The organism is Streptomyces sp. NPDC001339 (assembly GCF_042895955.1).
Lineage (GTDB): Bacteria > Actinomycetota > Actinomycetes > Streptomycetales > Streptomycetaceae > Streptomyces.
In genome coordinates this window covers 199,483-218,106 of the sequence record NZ_JBIAWT010000007.1, presented here as the reverse complement: position 1 = coordinate 218,106, position 18,624 = coordinate 199,483, and the positions used below count along the sequence as shown (strand labels likewise).

The following is an 18,624-nucleotide window of genomic DNA, read 5'->3' as shown; positions in this document are numbered from 1 at the left end:
CGGCCATGGCCTGGCCCTACCTGACCCTTCGGGCCCTTACCTGACCCTTCAGGCCCTACCTGGCCCTTCAGGCCCTTACCTGGCCCTTCGCTACCCGGCAGACTGTTCCCGCGCGGTACGGCCGGGCGCGTGAAGCCCAGGGGGCAAACGGATGAGCCTCCGCCGAACTCTGTGCTTCATGGCCCGGGGCGGCCGCTGGAGGCCGCTGTAGCGTGACGCGGGTGAGCTCACCGTCACGACGCACAGTGCTGGGCACCGCTGGGGCGATCGGCGCGCGGGCGGCGCTCGGCGGGGCCGCCGCGACCGGGTTCCCGCCGCGCGGGCCGGCGCGGGGCACCGCGTACGACACGGGGCCGGCCCGGGCGGCGCTGGCCCGGCTGCTGCCCGCGCACGCCGATCAGTTCCGGCTCGTCCCGCTCGCGGCGGACGACGTCGCCGACCGGTTCCGGGTCGAGGGCCCGGCGGGCCGGATCACCGTCGCCGGGACCTCCCCGGCCACGCTGCTGACCGGCGTCAACTGGTACCTCAAGTACACCTGCCGGGCCCACCTGTCCTGGGCCGGTGACCAGCTCGGCCCGCCGGACCGGCTGCCCGCTCCGGCCGCCCCCTTCGACCGCGCCACCTCCCTGCCGCACCGCTTCGCCCTCAACGACACCCACGACGGCTACACCGCCCCGTACGCGAACTGGCCGCGCTGGGAGCGGATGATCGACATCCTGGCCCTGCACGGGGTGAACGAGGTGCTGGTCACCCCGGGAACCGAGGGCGTGTACCACCGGCTGCTGACCGGCTTCGGCTACTCCGATGCCGAGGCCCGTGCCTGGATCCCGGCGCCCTCGCACCAGCCGTGGTGGCTGCTGGCGAACATGAACCGTTACGGCGGCCCGGTGAGCGCCCAACTCATCGACAGACGCGCCGCGTTGGGACGACGGATCTGCGACCGGCTGCGGGCGCTGGGCATGCGTCCGGTACTGCCCGGCTACTTCGGCACCGTCCCGGACGGGTTCGCCGTCCGCAACCCCGGCGCCAGGACGGTCCCGCAGGGCCGGTGGGCGGGCCTGCCGCGCCCCGACTGGCTGGATCCGCGCACCCCGGTCTTCGCCGAGGTGGCCGCCGCCTTCTACCACCACCAGGAGCAACTCCTGGGCCCCGCCGCCCACTTCAAGATGGACCTGCTGCACGAGGGCGGCGAGCCCGGTGACGTCCCGGTGCCGGACGCCGCACGCGCCGTCGAGAAGGCGCTGCGCACCGCCCACCCGGGCGCCACCTGGGTGATCCTGGGCTGGCAGCGGAACCCGCGCCGCGATCTGCTGGACGCCGTCGACCACGACCGGATGCTGATCGTGGACGGCCTCAGCGACCTGGACACGGTCACCGACCGGGAAGCCGACTGGGGCGGTGTGCCGTACGCCTTCGGCTCCATCCCCAACTTCGGGGGCCGCACCACCCTCGGCGCCAAGACCCACATCTGGGCCGAGCGCTTCACGGCCTGGCGCGACAAGCCGGGCAGCCGGCTCGTCGGAACGGCGTACCTGCCCGAGGCCGCGGAACGGGATCCGGCGGCCTTCGAGCTGTTCAGCGAACTGGCCTGGCGGGACCGCCCGGTGGACCGCGCGACCTGGTTCGACGGCTATGCCGATCTGCGGTACGGCGGACGTGACGAGCGGGCTCGCGCCGCGTTCGCCGCGCTGCGGAGGAGTGCCTACGAGATCTCCAGCGAGGACGGCCGGCCGCACGACTCGCTGTTCGCCGCCCGGCCCAGCCTGACCGCCCGGGCCGGCACCACGTACGCCACCCAGACCCCCGCCTTCGACCCGGCCGTCTTCGACTCCGCGTTCGCCGCGCTGCTCGCGGTGCGCCCCGCGCTGCGCCGCAGTGACGCCTACCGGTACGACCTGACCGACGCCGCCCGGCAGGCGCTCGCCAACCGGTCCTGGCAGCTGCTCCCCCAGCTGTACGACGCCCACCGGCGACGGGACGTGGCCGCGTTCCGGGCGCTGTCCGGGCTGTGGCTGCGGCTGATGCGGCTGAGCGAGGAGATCACCGGCGCCCACCGGCGGTTCCTGCTCGGGCCGTGGCTGGCGGACGCCCGCGCCATGGCGTCCGGTGCGGAGGAGGCGGCCCGGCTGGAGCACGGCGCCCGCGCGCTGATCACCACCTGGGCCGACCGGGCCACCGCCGACGGCGGCCGGCTCGCCAACTACGCCAATCGCGACTGGCACGGCCTGGTCGGCGATGTGCACCTCCCTCAGTGGCAGGCGTACCTGGACGAACTGGCGGACGCGCTGGCGGCGGACCGGCCGCCGAAGACCTTCGACTGGTACGCCCGGGAAGAGCCCTGGACCCATGCGCACAAGGACTATCCGCTGCGCCCCACCGCCGATCCGTACCGCACCGCACAGCGGGTCCACGACGTCCTCGCCACGGCCCCGTACCAGGGCCATGTCACCGTCGGCGCCGTCCCGTCCGCGCTGCCGCCGGGCGGCCGGGCCACCGTCACCGCGACACTGCGCAATGTCAACGGGCTGCGCGCGACGGGCCGCGTCGACTTCGCCCTGAACGTCGCCGTGCGGGGCGCCGACGCCACCGCCGTGGGCCCGGCGTCCTGCCCGTCCCTCCCGCCCGGCGGCACCTGCACGGCCCGTTGGCGGGTCGCCGCCCCGGCCGACCCCCTGGACGAGCCCTTGCGGCCCCTCCCCTACGACCTCACCGTCGGCTACGGGCCGCAGGGCGAACCGCGGGTCCGGGCCACACAGCACGGCACGCTCTACGTGGCCGGGCCGCTGGATCCGGACCTGAGGACGGTGACGACGAACGCGGCGGTCTTCGGCCAGCTGGACGACCGCTTCGCGGTCAATGGCACGGGCACCGGTCCGCGACGGGACGCCGCCGAGTTCGGTGCGGTCTACCGGCCGGGCGCGCTGACGCCCGGCGGAACGGTGACGGTGGAGGTGACCCGGCAGGACCCGACCGGCCCTTGGGCCCGCGCCGGTCTCGTCGTCCGCAACCGCCTCGCCCTGCCGCACGGGGCCGCGTCCGATGCCCGGACTCCGTCGACCGCCCGAACCCCGTCGACCGCCCGAACCCCGTCGACCGCCCGGACCCCGTCGGCGGCGCTGGGCTTCGTCACCCTCTGCGCGACGCCCGGCCACGGCGTCGTCCTCTCCTACGACGCCGACGGCGACGGCACCCTGGACACCCATCGGCAGCTCACCGACCGCACCGTCCCCGTCCCTGTCCCCGTCCTGCTGCGCCTCTCCCGCCACTCGGACACCGTCAACTCCGGTACGTACACCGGCTCCTGCTCCACCGACGGCGGCGCGACCTGGCGCGAGGTCGCCACGGTCACCGTCCCCGGGGCCGCCGCCCGGCAGGACACCGGGCTGCTCCAGTCCGCCGCCAACTCCTCGGCCGGTCAGCGCGGAACGGCCGGTTTCCGCGGCTGGACTCTCACTGGAAGCCGACCTGGTCACCGCGTACGCTGACCGTTCCGGTCCAGGGCCGGGGAACAGATCACGAGCGAGGGGAACGACGGTATGGGTACCGCAGCCGAGAAAGAGTGGCTCTACGCCCTTGACATCTCTGACGCCACCTGGCAGCGCGCCCCGGGCGACCCCGATGCGGAAGCGGTGGAGATCGCCTTCCTGGAGCGCGGTGCGGTGGCGATGCGCAATTCCACGGATCCGGACGTGGTACTGCGCTACACCGAGGCGGAGTGGCGGGCGTTCGTCCTCGGCGCCCGGGACGGCGAGTTCGACCTCGACCGGCACCACGAGCCCGCACCCGAGTAACGGATCACCCGTCGGGGGCTTCCGGGCGCTTCGGTGACCCGCGCAGGATTCACTCGTTTCACCGAACGTGAGACAGCAGCAGGCGACACCGAAGCATCCGGACCGCACCTCCCCCGGCAGCATCGAGAACGTCGGGGATGTCGAGGATGTCAGTGGCATCGATGAGGATGTCAGTGACATCAATGACGTCGATCACGTCCATGACGTCGATGACCTCAGCAATGACATCACTGACGTCATCGACGTCGAACAGGCCGAGGCGGCGCTGGTCGAGCACTACCCCCGGCTGGTCCGGCTGGCCTACCTCGTACTGCCGCCGGGCCAGAGCCGCAGCCGCCGCGTACTGGCCGCCCATGGCGTGGTGCAGCGCACCCTGCCGCGCCAGCGCAGCTCCACCCGCGGCGTCGGTCTGCCCGGCCGGCGCGCCGACGCGGAGGCGGCCATCGACCCCGGCTACGCCTTCGTGCGGCTGCGGGTCCTGCGGAACTCCCTGGCCGCCTGCCGTCGGCGTGCCCTGCCGACCGTGTTTCCGCAGGTGTGGGGGTTGCGGCTGTTCCCCCGTTCCGGCGGGGCCGATGAACTCGCGCTGGATCAGGCGCTGTCGGCGCTGTCCGGGCCGGCCCGGGCGGCGTTCGTCCTGCGTGACCTGGAGCGGCTGAGCGCTCCCGAAACACGCCGGGTGCTGGAGGCCGCCGGAGTGGCGCACCCCCGGGAGGCGCTGGAGGAGGCGGAACAGGCGCAGACGCCGGCCGGCAGCCGGGACCGGCTGCTGCTGGAGTCGCCGGAGTTCGACCCGTGCGCGCTGCAGGCCAGGCCGACGGATCTGATCCGGCGGCGGCAGCACGGGCGGGCGGTGCTGGCGGCGGGCGCGGCGGTGCTGGTGTGCGGGGCGCTGCTGGGACTGCCGGGCGAGGGCTGGGGCCCGGACGGTGCGGCCGCCCCCTCGTACGCGCGGAACCTGGCGGCCGAGGCGGCCCTGGATCCCGGCAAGTTGACGCTGGCCCCGGCGGCGGCCTGGAAGTCGGCGGAGCGGCAGGACTTCTCCGTCTGGCCGGCCCGCGGCGACCGCGTCCACGACGAGGCGCTGCTGCGCCGTGCGCTGACCGTCTGGGCCAGGCCCGGCGCCGGGGTGCCGGTGTCGGCGACCCCCGGCACCACGACCGGCCCGGCCGCCGGGCCGCCGCAGCTGCTCTTCGCGGGGGTGGTGGACCACGCCGTGGTGGTGCTCCTGCACGACGGTCTGCGGGTGGTGCGCTACGCCGAGGCCGCGAACGGGGAGGGCCGGTCCGCGGGCACCGGCGCGGCGCTGGACTTCGCCCGGACGGACGGCGCGACGGCCGAATCAGCGGGCGCGCTGGTGGTGAGCCGCACGGAGGCCAACGTCCGCTATCTGACGGCCCCGTGGGTGCCGTCGGTGCGGCTGGTCGATCTGCTGACGCCGGACGCGGCGGCACAGCCGGTGCACCGGGACGCGAACGGGCTGACGGCTCCGGTGCCCGCGCCGCGGCCCGCCGCGCAGTGCACGACCTGGCCCGCGCTGCGGATGGGCGGCCGGCTGCTGACCGACCTCGGGGAGCTGGCCCCGGCCCGGCTGACGTACGGCACACCGCACGGGCCGGGTGAGGTGGACGGCCCCCAGGGCGGTGCGGCATGGGCGCGGACGGGCTGCCAGCTGACGGCGATGCGCGGGCGGGGCGTCCGCACGGTGAACGCCTGGGAGTTCGCCCGCCAGCCGCTCCCCGGCGGGGTGGGCAACGCGGCCTGGCTGTGCACCCGCGCCGAGACCTGGCGGGGCCCGGGCAGCCGGACGATGGCCCAGTTCCTCCCTCCGGCGACGGGCGGCCGTCCGTACGCGCCCGGAGTGGTGGCGGCGCGTGCCGAGGGCGGCACGTCCTGCGGACCTCGGTCGCCCGAGGCGCTGGCCGGGGTGGTCTGGCAGGCCGGCAGCGGACAGCGGTGGCTACTGGCCGCCGGCAGCGAGCAGGTCACGTCGATCGCCGCGACCGGCGGGGTCAACGGCCTCGCCCCCGGCCGCTTCCTGACACTCCCGGCACAACCGGGCACCCACGCCGGCCTGACGGGCCGCCTGACGAACGGTGGACGGATCCAGGCACTGCACTGACCGGCGCGGGAACGCGCTGGGGCGGGAACGCGCTGGGCGGGCGTTTTTGAGTGGGTTCGGTGATGTTCGGTGAAGCTGAAGGCCCAACTTCAGGAATTGCTTGGAATTTCCAAGTTGCGAGACTACGCTGCCGCTGCATGATCACCAGCAGCAGGAACGACGGATACGAGCTCTCCGCAGACCCTGACCGCCTCGACGTGGCGCTGATACACCGATGGCTGTCGACCGACGCGTTCTGGGCTCTGGGGCGCACTCGGGAAACCGTCGAAGAGTCGGTGCGCGGCTCACTGAACTTCGCCGTCTACGACGCCACCGGTGACCAGGTCGCCTACGCGCGCGTGGTCACCGACCGCGCCACCTTTGCCTGGCTGTGTGACGTCTACGTCGCCCCTGCCCACCGCGGCAAGGGACTCGGGACCTGGCTTGCGGGAGCTGTTCGCGACCACCTCGCTCCCTATCGGCTCAAGCGTGTCCTCCTCTCGACACTCGACGCGCACAAGGTCTACGCGAAGGCTGGGTTCGTACCGGTCCCGAACCCCGAGAACTTCATGATTTTGAATGCTGCGGGGTGAGGAGAGCGGCCCAAGGGGAGGAGAGCGGTCCAAGGGGAGCGAGGGCCCCTGCAAGGCCACAACCGGCGGAGGGCAGGCGGTATTCCTCATCGGACTGCCGTCGGAGGACTATCGGCATCCCTTACCCGTCAGTACATTGACGCCATGTCTAACAAGGCCACGCTGCGGCCCCAGGCGGTCGCGTCCGAGCACACCCCGCTGAAGGCCCGCAATGTCGCCTTCGACTGGACGGACACCCCGCTGCACTGGATACCCGGCGACCCCGCCAGCACCCACACGATCAATGTGCTGCACCTGCTGCTGCCGGCCGGTGAACGCTGGTTCGTGCACGTGTACAAGCAGGTCCTGCCCCACATTCGCGACCCTCGGCTGCGCGAGGACGTGATCGGGTTCATCGGGCAGGAGGCGATGCACTCACAGGCACACGACGACGTGCTGCCGCACCTCAAGGCGCAGGGCCTGGACCCGACGCCGTACACCGCTCAGGTGGACTGGTTCTTCGAGAAGCTCCTCGGTGACCGCACCCTGCCGCCGGGCCGGGCCCGCCACTGGTGGCTGCTGGAGCGGGTCGCGTTGATCGCCGCCATCGAGCACTACACCGCGTTCCTGGGCGACTGGGTGCTCAACGCCGAGGCGCTGGACGCCAGGGGTGCCGACCCGACGATGCTCGATCTGCTGCGCTGGCACGGCGCCGAGGAGGTCGAGCACCGTTCCGTCGCCTTCGACCTCTTCACGCACCTCGGCGGCGGCTACCGGCGGCGCGTACGCACCTGGGCCACGGCGTTCACCACGCTGGTGTTCCTGTGGCAGCGCGGCATCCGCTTCTTCATGGCGAACGACCCCACCCTGGTCGACGGCAAGGCCGGCTTCCGGGACTTCTTCCGCGCCGGCCGGCAGGGCGTCTTGCCGACCACCGGGGCGATGGCCCGTTCCATCCCGCAGTACCTCAGCCGCGGATACCACCCCTCACGGCACGGCAGCACCGCCCAGGCCGCCGCCTATCTCGCCGGCTCCCCCGCCGCGAGCGCAGCCGAGGCCGGCGGCACGGCCGGAAGGCAGGAGTCCGGAAGGCAGGAGTCCGGAGGGCAGGAATCTGGAGCCCGCACGACCGGAGGAGGTGCCTGAGGTGCCTGAGATCCCTCGTATGCGGACAGTTGTGGTGGTGGCCGCGGCGGCGCTGGCCACCCGGCGGGCGCTGCGCCGACGGATAAAGGCCTCGCCGCTGTGGCCGATGCCCGCTCTGGAGGAGCCCCGCTCGGGCCGGGGCCGCCGGGGTCGCCGGAGCCCGGGCCGCCCCGCGGCCGCCGCCCGGCGGCTGCTGATCGCGGAACGGACGGAGGAGGCCGAGGGCGTGGTACGGCTCCGCCTGGAGGGCGAGCAGCTCCCGGCGTGGGAGCCCGGGGCCCATATCGACCTCGTACTGCCATCGGGGACGGTACGCCAGTACTCACTCTGCGGAGACCCCGCGGAGCCCGGCTCGTACACCATCGCCACCCGGCTGATCGAGGACGGCCGGGGCGGCTCCCGAGAGGTGCACGAGCAGCTGCACGCGGGGGTGGAGGTGGAGATCCGCGGGCCGCGCAACCACTTCCCGCTCCGCGACGGCCCCGCCTACCTCTTCCTCGCGGGCGGTATCGGCATCACCCCGATCCTGCCGATGGTGCGGCAGGCCGAGCGTGCCGGGGTGCCGTGGCAGCTGCTGTACGCCGGCCGGTCACGGGCCTCGATGCCGTTCCTGGAGGAGATCGAGGGCATCCAGGGGGTCAAGGACGCGGCGTCCGGCTCCCGGCGGGTGACGGTGGTCGCCGAGGACGAGGACGGCCGCCCCGATCTCGCCGCGGCACTCGCCGGCGCGCCCGCGCACGCGGCCGTCTACTGCTGCGGCCCCGGGCCGCTGATGGACGCGGTCGCCGCGCTGCTGCCGGACGGGCCCGAGGGCCTGACCCTGCACACCGAACGGTTCGCGCCTGCCGCCACCCCCGCGGCGTCCTCCGGTGACGACGTGCCGTTCGAGGTGGAGCTACGGCGCACCGGCCGCACGGTCGAGGTGGCCGCGGACACCAGCGTGCTGCGCGCCCTCCGCGAACAAGCGCTGCCGGATCTGCCGTACTCCTGTGAGCAGGGGTTCTGCGGTACGTGCCAACAGCCAGTGCTGGCAGGCGAGGTGGACCACCGCGACCAGTTGCTGACCGACGCCGAGCGCGCCGACTCGCTGCTGATCTGTGTCTCACGGGCGCGCGGCAACGGCGGTCTCGTGCTCGATCTGTAATGCGGCCCCGCATGCGGTCTGATGGGCCGCCTGACCGCGCTGCCTGAGCCTGTGTGACCGGGTGTGACAATCGCGCCATGGCGAAGATCATGTTCCGGCTGGCTGATGACGGTGACAATGCAACGGCTATAGACGATCGGGCAGTTCCGGACGACGACCCGACGGTTCTGGTGGAGATGTACGACGCCGCGGCGCGCTGGATGCAGAGGAACGGCATAGACCAGTGGAAGCCCGGCGGGAAGGACGCGGAGCACTTCCGGCTGCGGATGAAGGAAGGCGAGGTCTGGCTGGCCGAGGCGGCCGGACGCATAGTGGGCGCCTTCGAACTGTGGTGGGAGGACGAGCCGGCGTGGGGGCCGCAGCCGCCGGAGGCGGGGTATGTGCACCGGCTGATGGTGGACCGCGGGCAGGCGCCGTCCGGTACCGGGCGGGCGCTGCTGGCACACGCCGAGCGCCGGATCGCCGAGGCGGGGCGGGAATGGTCCAGGCTGGACTGCCTGGCGTCCAACCCGCGGTTGCGGACGTATTACGAGGGCGCCGGGTACACCGTCGTCGGGGAGCAGCCGTCCAAGAAGGACGGCGGAGGGAGCCCGTACGGGGTCACCCTCCTGGAGAAGCGGCTGGCCTGACCCCGCCGGTGGGAGCGAGCACCGCCCCGCTCCCACCGGCCGGACATGTCCTGGACATGCGGGCATGTGCCGGGCATGCGGGCATGTGCCGGGCATGTGCCGGACTTCTGGGGAGTCAGGCGCGTCGGAAGACCGCGACCGTGCGGGCCGGCACCGTGAAGGTGCCGGTGGCGCGGGCGTACGCGGCGGTGGCCGTGGTGCGGTCCGCGCCGTGCGCCTGGAGGGGGTGGAGTCCGTAGGGCTCACCGGCCAGGGTGGGGACGGTCTGCCGCTGTTGGTGCGGGGTGGCGTTGAAGACGATCACCAGGTCGGCGAGGCGCATGGTGATCACGCCGGGGGTCTCGTTCTCGCCGGAGAGGGGGAACGAGAGGGCGGCCTGGACCGCTGCGGTGGTGGACAGGCCGAAGGCCGGTTCCGTGGCGTGGATGCGGAGCAGGTCGCGGTAGGCGGCGGAGGCATCGCGGATCGTGGCGCAACCGGGGCGGAGGGCGGGGTCGGACAGCAGAGGGCGGGCGTAGGGCCACTTGTCCTTGTTGTCGGCGACCGGCGGCAGACCGCGCCCGAACCCGTTGCCGTTGCCGTTGCCGTTGTCGCCGCTATGGCCCTTCCCCTCACCGTCGGCGCAGTTCCAGTGCAGGGCGTTGAACCAGTCGCCGCTGTTGAAGGAGTTGCGGTCCAGGGACTTGGAGCGGAGGAGGTCCGTACCGGCCTGGGAGAGTGCGGGCCCTTGCGAAAGGGTCGCGGTGGCGAGCGCAAGGACTTGCATCCGGGCGCGGTCGGCGGCGCTGGTTTCTTGCGGAAGTTTGTAAGCGAGTGCGTCGTAGAGGGTTTCGTTGTCGTGGGCGTCGGCGTAGGCGAGGGCGTCCCCGGGGGCGGCGGCATAGCCCGCCGGAGCGCCGTTGTAGTCGACCTGTGATCCCTTGACGCGGCGGCCGGTGGTGTCGGTGAAGGTGTAGTCGGCGAGGTTGCCGGTCAGGCCGACCTTGATGAGGTCCTGGTAGTGGAGGAGGCGGGCCCGCTGGGCGGCGGAATCCCCGTTCCCAGGTGAGGAGTTGGGGTCGGTGGAGAGGCCGGTGGCGAAGCCCTGGATGCGGGGGTCGGCGTCGAACGGGCCGCCGCCGCGCACCGCGTCCCGGGCCCGGTCGCTGAAGGTGGCGATGCCGGTGCCGGCCATGTTCTTCTGGGTGGCCTGGACGAAGCGGGCGTCGTCGGCGGCTTCGCCGAAGTTCCAGCCCTCGCCGTAGAGGACGATCGCCTTGCCGTCGACCCCGTCGCGCTCCGGGGTGAGGGCGTCGAGGGCCTTGCGGACGGCGAGGATGTTGGCCTTGGGGTGATGCCCCATGAGGTCGAAGCGGAAGCCGTCGACCTTGTACTGCCTGGCCCAGGTGACGAGGGAGTCGACGACGAGCTTGCCCATCATGGTGTGCTCGGGTGCCGTGCCGGAACAGCAGGTGGAGGTGGCCACGCTGCCGTCGTCGAGAAGCCGCTGGTAGTAGCCGGGGACGATGCGGTCGAGGACGGAGTGCGGGTCCTGGCCGCTGGCGGCGGTGTGATTGTAGACGACGTCCATGACGGTGCGCAGACCGGCGCCGTTCAAGCCCTGCACCATGCGGCGGAATTCGACGATGCGGGCCGTTCCCGAGGGGTCTGCGGGGTCGGAGGCGTACGAGCCCTCGGGGACCGTGTAGTGCAAGGGGTCGTAGCCCCAGTTGTAGGCATCGCGGGCAGCCGTCCTGGTCACGCACTCCTGCTGGTTCCCGGAGTCGGGCGCGTAGGCGGTGAGGTCGCAGTCGGGGCGCTGCTGGTCGGCGGGTTTCTCCGGGACAGTGGCGAAGTCGAAGGCCGGCAGCAAGTGGACGTAAGACGTTCCAGCCGCTGCAAGCGATTTCAGGTGCCGCATACCGTCGGACCGGCGGTCGGTGAAGGCGAGGTACTGGCCGGGGTGGCGGGAGGTGCGGTCCTCGACGGAGAAGTCGCGGATGTGCAACTCCTGGATACGGGCCCGGCGCAGCGGCACCGCGGCGGGCTTGCGCAGGTCCGCCCAGCCCTTGGGGGCGAGCCCGGGGGCGTCGAGGTCGACGACGAGGCTGCGGGCGGAGTCGGCGGTCAGCGCGGTGGAGTAGGGGTCGGTGACCTTGTTGGTGACGGTCTTCCCGACGGTGGGCGCCCAGACGGTGACGAGGTAGCGGTAGGGCTTCCCGGCCCAGTCGCGCCGGCCCTGGACGCGCCAGGCACCGCTGCTGTCGTCCCGTGTCATCGGGACCGTACGGCCGTCGAGTTCGAGGGCGACGGTGCGGGCGGTGGGCGCCCAGACGGAGAGGGTAGGACGGCCGTGGTCGAAGACCGGTCCCAGCCGGACGTGTTGGGCGCGGGCGCCGTAAAGGTCGTCCAGGACTCCGGATATCTGCACGCCGGTGGTGGTGGCCGTGCCAGTGGCAGTGCCAGTGGTGACGGTGTGGCGGCCTTTCGCCGTGCGCTGGACGGCCAGCAGTCGGCCGCGGAGGGCGGTACGGGCCAGACCGCGGTCGCGGGGGTCGACGGTGAAGGCCGGGTAGCCGGCCAGGTGGGGGAAGGCGGCGCGTTCGGCCGGGGTGAGGGTGCCGGGGGTGAGGCGGATCCGCCCGGCCGCCGCCCCTGCCGATCCCCGCTCCCCGAACTCCAGCTGGGCGTCCGCGCGTTCCGCGCCCTTCCAGACCACGGTGTCACGGTCGATCCACTGCGCCAGGGCCTGGCCCGGGCCGGACGGAGCCGCCTGGGCCGGCCGCTGGGGGAAGGGGACGAGCAGGGCCGCCGCGACGAGGATCAGGGCACAGGCCGCGGACCGGCGGGTGGTGGAGGGCATGAGTCATGGTTCTAGCCGCACCACTTCCTTGGTGCAAGACCTTACGCAAGACATTGCAACGGTGTTACGTTCCCCCGGTAGCCGGTCCGGTCGGCCGGAGGTCCGTCACCACGGGCCCACGCGCCCGACCGGCCGGACCGGCTGACCATCGCATTCGAGCCGGCCAATCACCTACAGGCCGGCCATCGCCCGCAGGCCGGCCCATCACGCCTCAAAATGTGGCGCATAGTCAGCGACGCAGGCGGACGAGGTGGGTTGACCATGCGAAAGCGGGTAATCCACCCGTCATGAACGACAAGACCCAAGGCGACGACCACCCCCGAGTCGACGTAAGCGCACCGGCCCATGACGAATCGGCCCACGCCACGTCGCCCCACGCCACATTGCCCCACGCCAAATCGCCCCACGACGAATCGACCCGCCACTATTACGAGACCGGCGACGTCGACACCTTCTACGACGCCGTCTGGGGCGGCGAGGACATCCACGTCGGGATCTACGCCAACCCCCAGGAGGCGATCGCCAAGGCATCGCACCGCACCGTCGAGCGCGCCGCCGACCGGGTCGCCGACCTGCTCGGACCGGATGCGACCGTACTCGACCTCGGCGCGGGGTACGGCGGTTCGTCCCGCGCGCTGGCCGAACGCTTCGGCTGCCGGGTCGTGGCCCTCGACCTCAGCGAGGGGCACAACCGGCGCCACCGCGCGGCCAACGCCGAACGGGGCCTGGACGGCCTGATCGAGGTCGTCACCGGCTCCCTCAACGACCTGCCGTACGAGGCGGAGCGCTTCGACGTCGTCTGGTCCCTGGAGGTCCTGTGCCATGTGGAGGACCGGGAAGGCGCGCTGGGCGAGGCCGTCCGCGTACTGAAGCCGGCAGGCGCTCTGGTCTTCTCGGACATCATGGCCGCCGAGGAGACGTCGGTGGAGGCCGTCCGGCCCGCGTTCTCCCGCCTGGGCGTACAGACCCCGGCAACGTCGGCGTTCTACCTCGACCAGCTGTCCGGGCTCGGCCTCAAGGCCACGTTCGAGGACCGCACCCCGGACCTCGCCACCCACTACGCCCGCCTCGACGAGGACGTCCACCGCCGCGCGGCCGAGCTCCGGAAGGTCATCAGCCCGGCCTACGTCGACGACCTGCTCACCAACCTCCCCCTGTGGACGGACATCACCCGCCGGGGCCTGCTGCGCTGGGGCCTCTTCCACGCCCGCCGCACCGCCGTCTGAGTCGTAGCGGCCCCAGGTTCGCCAACTCGGCCCCCAGGAGGCGTCATACGCCTACAGTCCTGGGTATCCCGTGACTGGACTGGTAACTGGTGACTGATGACCGGCAACCAGTGACCAGCGGCCAGTGGCCAGTGACAGGTGGACGGCAAAGGGGGCCTGGTGTGATCGAGTTGGCCAGTGTGATCAGGGATCTGCGGGAGGAGCTGAAACAGGCGATCACCGCGGCAGAGGACGAAGAGTTGCGCTTCGAACTGGGCCAGATCGAGCTCGAGGTCTCCGTCGCGCTGGAGCGGACGGGGCACGCGGGGGCGAAGGTGCGGTTCTGGGTGGTGGAGTCGGGCGCGGACGCGACGGTGGGCGCCCTCTCGACCCAGCACATCAAACTGTCGTTGCAGCCGACCTTGAAGAGGTCGGACAGACCACTGCTCATCTCCGGTCCGGCTGAAGACCACGAGCAGTGATCTCCACCGTGGGCGGGGCGTCGGAGCCCGCGGGGTTCGACGCCGGGCGGGCGGTCCAGATCATCGTCCCCGCACACCGTGGAGGCGCGGGGCGGCGCGGATCGGGCTACCAGATCACCAGGGACGTGGTGCTCACGGCGGCTCATGCGGTGGGCGACGCGGTGTCGGTTCAGGTGCGGTTCGTCGCCGACGACGGCAGTACGCGGGAGGTACACGGCGAGACCGTCTTCGCGGACTCCGCCTCGGATATCGCGCTGCTCAAGATCGCGGACGAGTCGAGCGCCGACGGGTGGTCCGCCACCGAAGTCCCAGCCCAAGTCCCAGCCGCAGTCCCAGTCCCCCCGGTGCGGTTCGCCCGCATCGAACGGCTGGTGGACTGCGAAGCGCTGGGGTTCCCACGTTTCAGGCTGCGTCGCGACGACACCACGGCGCCGGACGGCGGTGTCCCCACCCCGTACCGGGACACCCACCACGCCCTCGGCCAGGCCGACCCGTTCTCGTACCGACGCCGTCGCATCCTGGAGATCTCCAGGCTGGAGGCTCCGGAGTACGACCCCGAGCGGGGCCGCTCCCCTTGGGAGGGGATGTCGGGGGCCGCGGTGTGGAGCGACGGGTGTCTGATCGGAATCATCACCGAGCATCCCCCCTCCGATGGTCTGCGGATGCTCGCGGCGAGCCCGGTGAACCACTGGTACTCCTGCCTGACGCCGGACCAGATCGACCAGTTGGGCGATCTGATCGGCCTGCCCCCGGATGTCGAAGACCTCGACCGGCTCCCGCGACTCCCGCGACTCCCGCATCCTTCACCGTCGCCGCCCGCCGGCTCGCGGGAGCCGCCGGAAGCGGCCCGGAAGGAACTGCGGGAAGCGGCCCGGAAGCTCGCCTCCATGGTGTACGACCAGTGGGACAAGGAGGAGCGGCGGCGGAAGGTGCACGATCCGATGCCGCTCACCGTGCGCTTCCGGACCGCCGCCGCGGGGCTGTTCGACCACTGGGCCAACATCCGCCGCTCCCCGCCCGGGGAGAACCCAGGGCCCCTCCGGCTGAACGATCAGCTCAACCGGATCGTGCCGGTGTATCGGTCCATTCCGTCCCGTCGGCTGGTGGTGCTCGGCGCTGCCGGGTCGGGCAAGACGATCCTGACCCTGCGCTTCGTCCTCGACTGGCTGGACGAGAACTGGTTGAACGACGGCAACCGGGCGGAGCGCCGCACTCCCGGTGGCCGCATCCCCGGTGGCCGCACCCCGGGAGACGGCATACCCGGTGACCGCATACCCGGTGACCGCATACCCGTGATCTTCGGCCTGGGGTCATGGGACCCGAAGACCACCTCGCTGCGCACCTGGATGTGCGACCAACTCGTACGCGACTACGGCCTGGCAGCCCCGGACCCGGACACGCCCGGCCGGAACCTGGCCGGAGCCCTGCTCGACGCGGGCTGGATCCTGCCCGTTCTCGACGGGTTCGACGAGATCGCCGGCGGCTTGCAGGGCGAGGCGCTCATCCAGCTCAACGCCACCACCACAGCGCTGCTGCTCACCAGCCGCCCTGAGGAGTACGCCAAGGCCGTGGGCAAGACCGATGTCCTAAGCGCCGCCGCAGTCGTCCAGCTGGACGAACTCACTCTGAACGACCTGGACGCCTACCTGCCACGGGCCAGCCGTCCCGGCGACGGCGGTGATCCGGACAGCACCGTATGGGACCCCGTCCTGGCACGGCTGCACGAGCGGCCACACACCAAGGGCGCGGACAACCTCGCCACCGTGCTCACCACCCCGCTGATGGTCGCCATGGCCCGCGCCATCTACAGCGACGCCCCCGGCCGGAAACCTGCCGAGCTCCTGAACGCCAAGCGGTTCGCCACCCCCGATGCCCTGCGGAAACATCTCCTCGGCGCGTTCACGCCCGCCGCCTACGCCCCGCGGCCGACCGACGGTGACAGCGGCACCGACACCCGCACCGGCACCAGCCGTCGCCAACGCCGCCGACGACGACGGCACTGGGACCCCGAAAGCGCCCAGCACTGGCTCGGCTACCTGGCCGCCCATCTGGCCCGACTCGACACCGTCGACCTCGCCTGGTGGCGGCTGGGCACCACCATGCGCCGCCGTTCCCGCATGCTCGTGATCGGATTCCTCGCCGCCCTGTCCTTCGGGGTGACCACCGGGATCGGAAACGTACCCATCGATCTGGTCGCGACGCCGCACGGGCCCGAGTTCGCGATCACACGGGGGGCCGTGGTCGGGCTGCTGCACGGGCTCGTGGCCGGGCTCGGCTTCGGGCTCGTCTACGAGTTCGTCTCCCGGGGCGAGGCAGAGCCCTCGCGCGTACACGTGCAGATCTTCGGCAGGCGGAGAGGGAAAGGGAGAGGGAAAGAGAAAGGGAGAGCCGACAAAGGGAAAGAAAGGAGAGAACGGCGCGCAAGGATCCTCCCCAGGTTTACGGCCGGTCTCACGCTCGGGGTCCCGGCGGCGCTCGCGCTGGTGCTCGTGGACCAGAACCTGGTCACACCGCTCGGCCTCGGTGACGGACTCGACGACGAGCTCGTGGGCGGGCTCGCGGGCGCGCTCCTGTTCGCGTCCTCGGTCGGGCTCGGGGTCGGGGTGGTGCTGGGGCTCATGGCCTGGCTCGAAGTCCCCGATGACATCGGATCCGCCGCCCGCCCCTCCGCCCTGTTGAACAACAACCGCAAGAACGTGGTCTTCCACATGCTCGTATGGGCGCTCGTGTTCGGACTCCCGGCCGGGGTCGGCTACGGGCTCAAGGAAGGGACCGTGCACGGGTTCGAGCACGGGCCGGTGCGCGGGCTCCTGGCAGGCCTCGTGTTCGGGATGGAGGCAGCGTTCGGGGCCGGACTCGGGTACGGGCTCAGTTTCACCGCTTGGGGTCAGTGGGCGGCCCTGGCGCGTATCTGGCTGCCGCTGACCGGGCGACTGCCCTGGGCGCTGATCGCCTTCCTCGACGACGCCTGCGAACGCGGTGTGTTGCGACAAGCCGGCGCGGTCTACCAGTTCCGCCACTCCGAACTCCGGGACCACCTCGCTCAGACCTTCCGGGCATACGACGCCCATGCCCACGCCCAACCGCCCGAGAGCGGCCAGCAGCAAAAGACCGCCAACAGCCCTCTCATTTCAAGGCGTTGACATACCGGACCCGTACAGTGACACACCTATGACACGGCGGGTGCACCCTCGCCGGGAAAGTCCACATGTCTCATGGGGGAGTCGAAATGACGACGACTGGCCTACGAACGCAGCGCCCGCACACATCCGCCCCATCCACCGCTTCTCTCGCATCCGCCCCATCCGCCCGTCCCGCCCTGAACGCCCGGGCGGCCCGTCGTGCCATGCGGGCGGTGGCCACGCTGGGGCTGGCGGGCGGAATCCTGGGAGTCGCGGGTGCCGGACCTGCGGCTGCGGACCCGGTGTCGCTCAAGCTGAAGTACACCTGCACCTTCCGGTCGTTCACCCAGTCCGTCACGCTGCGGGTCTCCGCCGATGCCCCGGAGTCAGCCGTGGTCGGCAAGCCCACCCCACCCTTCGGCATCCGTGCCGAGGCGCCGGTGGACGCAGCCGTCACGGACGGGCTGGGGCTGATCGGCGTGAAGACCGTGGAGGGCACGGCGGACGGAACGACCCACGTGGCCGCGCCGCAGGGCAACAGCGATGTCATCGTGCCGTTCACCGTGCCCAGGACCCGCGTCCCGGCCTCCGGCCCGTTCTCCGTCAAGGCGACCGGCACCGCGCCGCCGCACACCTTCAGCCGACCAGGCAAGGCGAAGGTCACCGTGGGCGACCTCGTCCTGCACGTCGTTCCGAAGAACGCGAGCGGCGAGACGTTCCCGGACAAGGTCGACCTCCCGTGCAAGCTGGATCCCGGACAGCACAACGAAGTGGGGTCCATCGGCATCACCAAGGCAGAGGATCCGTCCGGATCATCGACTTCCGGTACGGCCGGCACGGCAGGTACAGCCGGTACGGCGGGCACGGCGGGTACGGCCGGTTCCGGGGCGGCGAGCTCCACGGCCACGCCGGGTCCAGGCGCCCGCACCGGCAGCATGGCCGAGACCGGAAGCCAGGGCTCCGGGAGCCTGGTCCCACTGGCCGTGGGCGCTGTTGCCGCCGGCGCGCTCCTCGTCACCGCCGCCTTCCGCCTCCGCTCGCGCGGCAAGTGATCGGGCAGATGACCGGGGCACGCCCCTAAACAGCCCAGATGTCCAGTTCGGCGCGGACGATCTTGCCGATCGGCCGACGGTCGAGCACCGCCCAACGGGAGGCGAGCGCCGACACGACGAGCAGCCCGCGCCCGGCCTCGGCGTCGTGCGCCGGGACCGCGAGCCGGCCGGGCTGCGGCGGCCGCCGCTCGGCGCGGGTGTCGGCGACGTCGATCCGCAGGGCGCCGAGGCGGGCGGCGGCCGTGCCGGCATCGGTGTCGGCGTAGCACACCGTCGCCAGGCTCAGCTCGAAGTCCCGCCCCGCCACGTGCCCGTGCAGCACGGCGTTCGCGGTGAGCTCGGCGACGATCGCGGAGGCGGCGTTGGACAGTCGGCTGCCGTAGGGGAAGCCCCACACGTCGATCCGGTGGGCGGCGAGATGCCGGGCGAGTCTGGCCCCCAGGCGGGTGGCACTGAAACGCTGGGTGAACATACGTACGGTGGCCGGGTTCTGGGCTGCCCGGGCCATCATCTGCGGTGGCATGCGGGTAACGCTGCT

Annotated in this window: 13 protein-coding genes; 11 read left to right on the top strand and 2 right to left on the bottom strand. The window is 72.1% G+C overall.

The window, feature by feature from the left end:
- The first annotated feature begins 221 nt into the window (after positions 1-221).
- The 7 genes from ACFY12_RS21895 (at position 222) to ACFY12_RS21865 (ending at position 9,383) form a co-directional block, all read left to right on the top strand.
- Entirely contained in the window at positions 222-3,485 is a 3,264-nt protein-coding gene (locus tag ACFY12_RS21895) for an alpha-N-acetylglucosaminidase TIM-barrel domain-containing protein (protein ID WP_390717520.1), read from the top strand.
- Positions 3,486-3,536: 51 nt separating this feature from the next.
- Positions 3,537-3,791 (top strand): DUF397 domain-containing protein, encoded by a 255-nt coding sequence (locus tag ACFY12_RS21890; protein ID WP_390717519.1) that lies wholly within the window; start codon positions 3,537-3,539, stop codon positions 3,789-3,791.
- A gap of 67 nt (positions 3,792-3,858) precedes the next feature.
- Positions 3,859-5,913 (top strand): hypothetical protein, encoded by a 2,055-nt coding sequence (locus ACFY12_RS21885; protein ID WP_390717518.1) that lies wholly within the window; start codon positions 3,859-3,861, stop codon positions 5,911-5,913.
- A 137-nt stretch (positions 5,914-6,050) separates the two neighbouring features.
- The gene (locus tag ACFY12_RS21880) at positions 6,051-6,485 is read left to right on the top strand and encodes a GNAT family N-acetyltransferase (protein WP_390717517.1); all 435 of its coding nucleotides are present in this window, start codon (positions 6,051-6,053) and stop codon (positions 6,483-6,485) included.
- A 144-nt stretch (positions 6,486-6,629) separates the two neighbouring features.
- Positions 6,630-7,610 (top strand): metal-dependent hydrolase, encoded by a 981-nt coding sequence (locus ACFY12_RS21875; protein WP_390717516.1) that lies wholly within the window; start codon positions 6,630-6,632, stop codon positions 7,608-7,610.
- A 19-nt stretch (positions 7,611-7,629) separates the two neighbouring features.
- Positions 7,630-8,754 carry a PDR/VanB family oxidoreductase gene (locus ACFY12_RS21870; RefSeq protein ID WP_390717852.1) on the top strand — a complete coding sequence of 375 codons (1,125 nt, stop codon included), beginning with the start codon at positions 7,630-7,632 and terminating at the stop codon, positions 8,752-8,754.
- A gap of 77 nt (positions 8,755-8,831) precedes the next feature.
- Positions 8,832-9,383, top strand: a complete 552-nt coding sequence (locus tag ACFY12_RS21865; RefSeq protein WP_390717515.1) for a GNAT family N-acetyltransferase — start codon at positions 8,832-8,834, stop codon at positions 9,381-9,383.
- Between the two features lie 115 nt (positions 9,384-9,498).
- Here ACFY12_RS21865 and pulA read toward each other — a convergent pair whose 3' ends face one another.
- Positions 9,499-12,225 carry a pullulanase-type alpha-1,6-glucosidase gene (gene pulA / locus ACFY12_RS21860; protein WP_390717514.1) on the bottom strand — a complete coding sequence of 909 codons (2,727 nt, stop codon included), beginning with the start codon at positions 12,223-12,225 and terminating at the stop codon, positions 9,499-9,501.
- A gap of 287 nt (positions 12,226-12,512) precedes the next feature.
- Here pulA and ACFY12_RS21855 point away from each other — a divergent pair, with 287 nt between their 5' ends.
- The 4 genes from ACFY12_RS21855 to ACFY12_RS21840 all read left to right on the top strand — a co-directional run bounded on the left by ACFY12_RS21855 (position 12,513) and on the right by ACFY12_RS21840 (position 18,086).
- A complete protein-coding gene (locus ACFY12_RS21855; protein ID WP_390717513.1) occupies positions 12,513-13,451 on the top strand; it encodes an SAM-dependent methyltransferase in 939 nt (312 codons plus the stop codon).
- Between the two features lie 161 nt (positions 13,452-13,612).
- Positions 13,613-13,912 carry a trypco2 family protein gene (locus tag ACFY12_RS21850; protein ID WP_390717512.1) on the top strand — a complete coding sequence of 100 codons (300 nt, stop codon included), beginning with the start codon at positions 13,613-13,615 and terminating at the stop codon, positions 13,910-13,912.
- Entirely contained in the window at positions 13,909-17,055 is a 3,147-nt protein-coding gene (locus tag ACFY12_RS21845; protein ID WP_390717511.1) for a trypsin-like peptidase domain-containing protein, read from the top strand. Before ACFY12_RS21850 ends, ACFY12_RS21845 begins: the two co-directional genes overlap by 4 nt.
- A 212-nt stretch (positions 17,056-17,267) precedes the next feature.
- Positions 17,268-18,086, top strand: coding sequence for a DUF6801 domain-containing protein (locus ACFY12_RS21840; protein ID WP_390717510.1), 819 nt, complete (start codon positions 17,268-17,270; stop codon positions 18,084-18,086).
- Between the two features lie 25 nt (positions 18,087-18,111).
- Here ACFY12_RS21840 and ACFY12_RS21835 read toward each other — a convergent pair whose 3' ends face one another.
- Complete coding sequence (locus tag ACFY12_RS21835; RefSeq protein ID WP_390717509.1) at positions 18,112-18,609, bottom strand: ATP-binding protein; 498 nt, start codon at positions 18,607-18,609, stop codon at positions 18,112-18,114.
- Between the last annotated feature and the right edge of the window lie 15 nt (positions 18,610-18,624).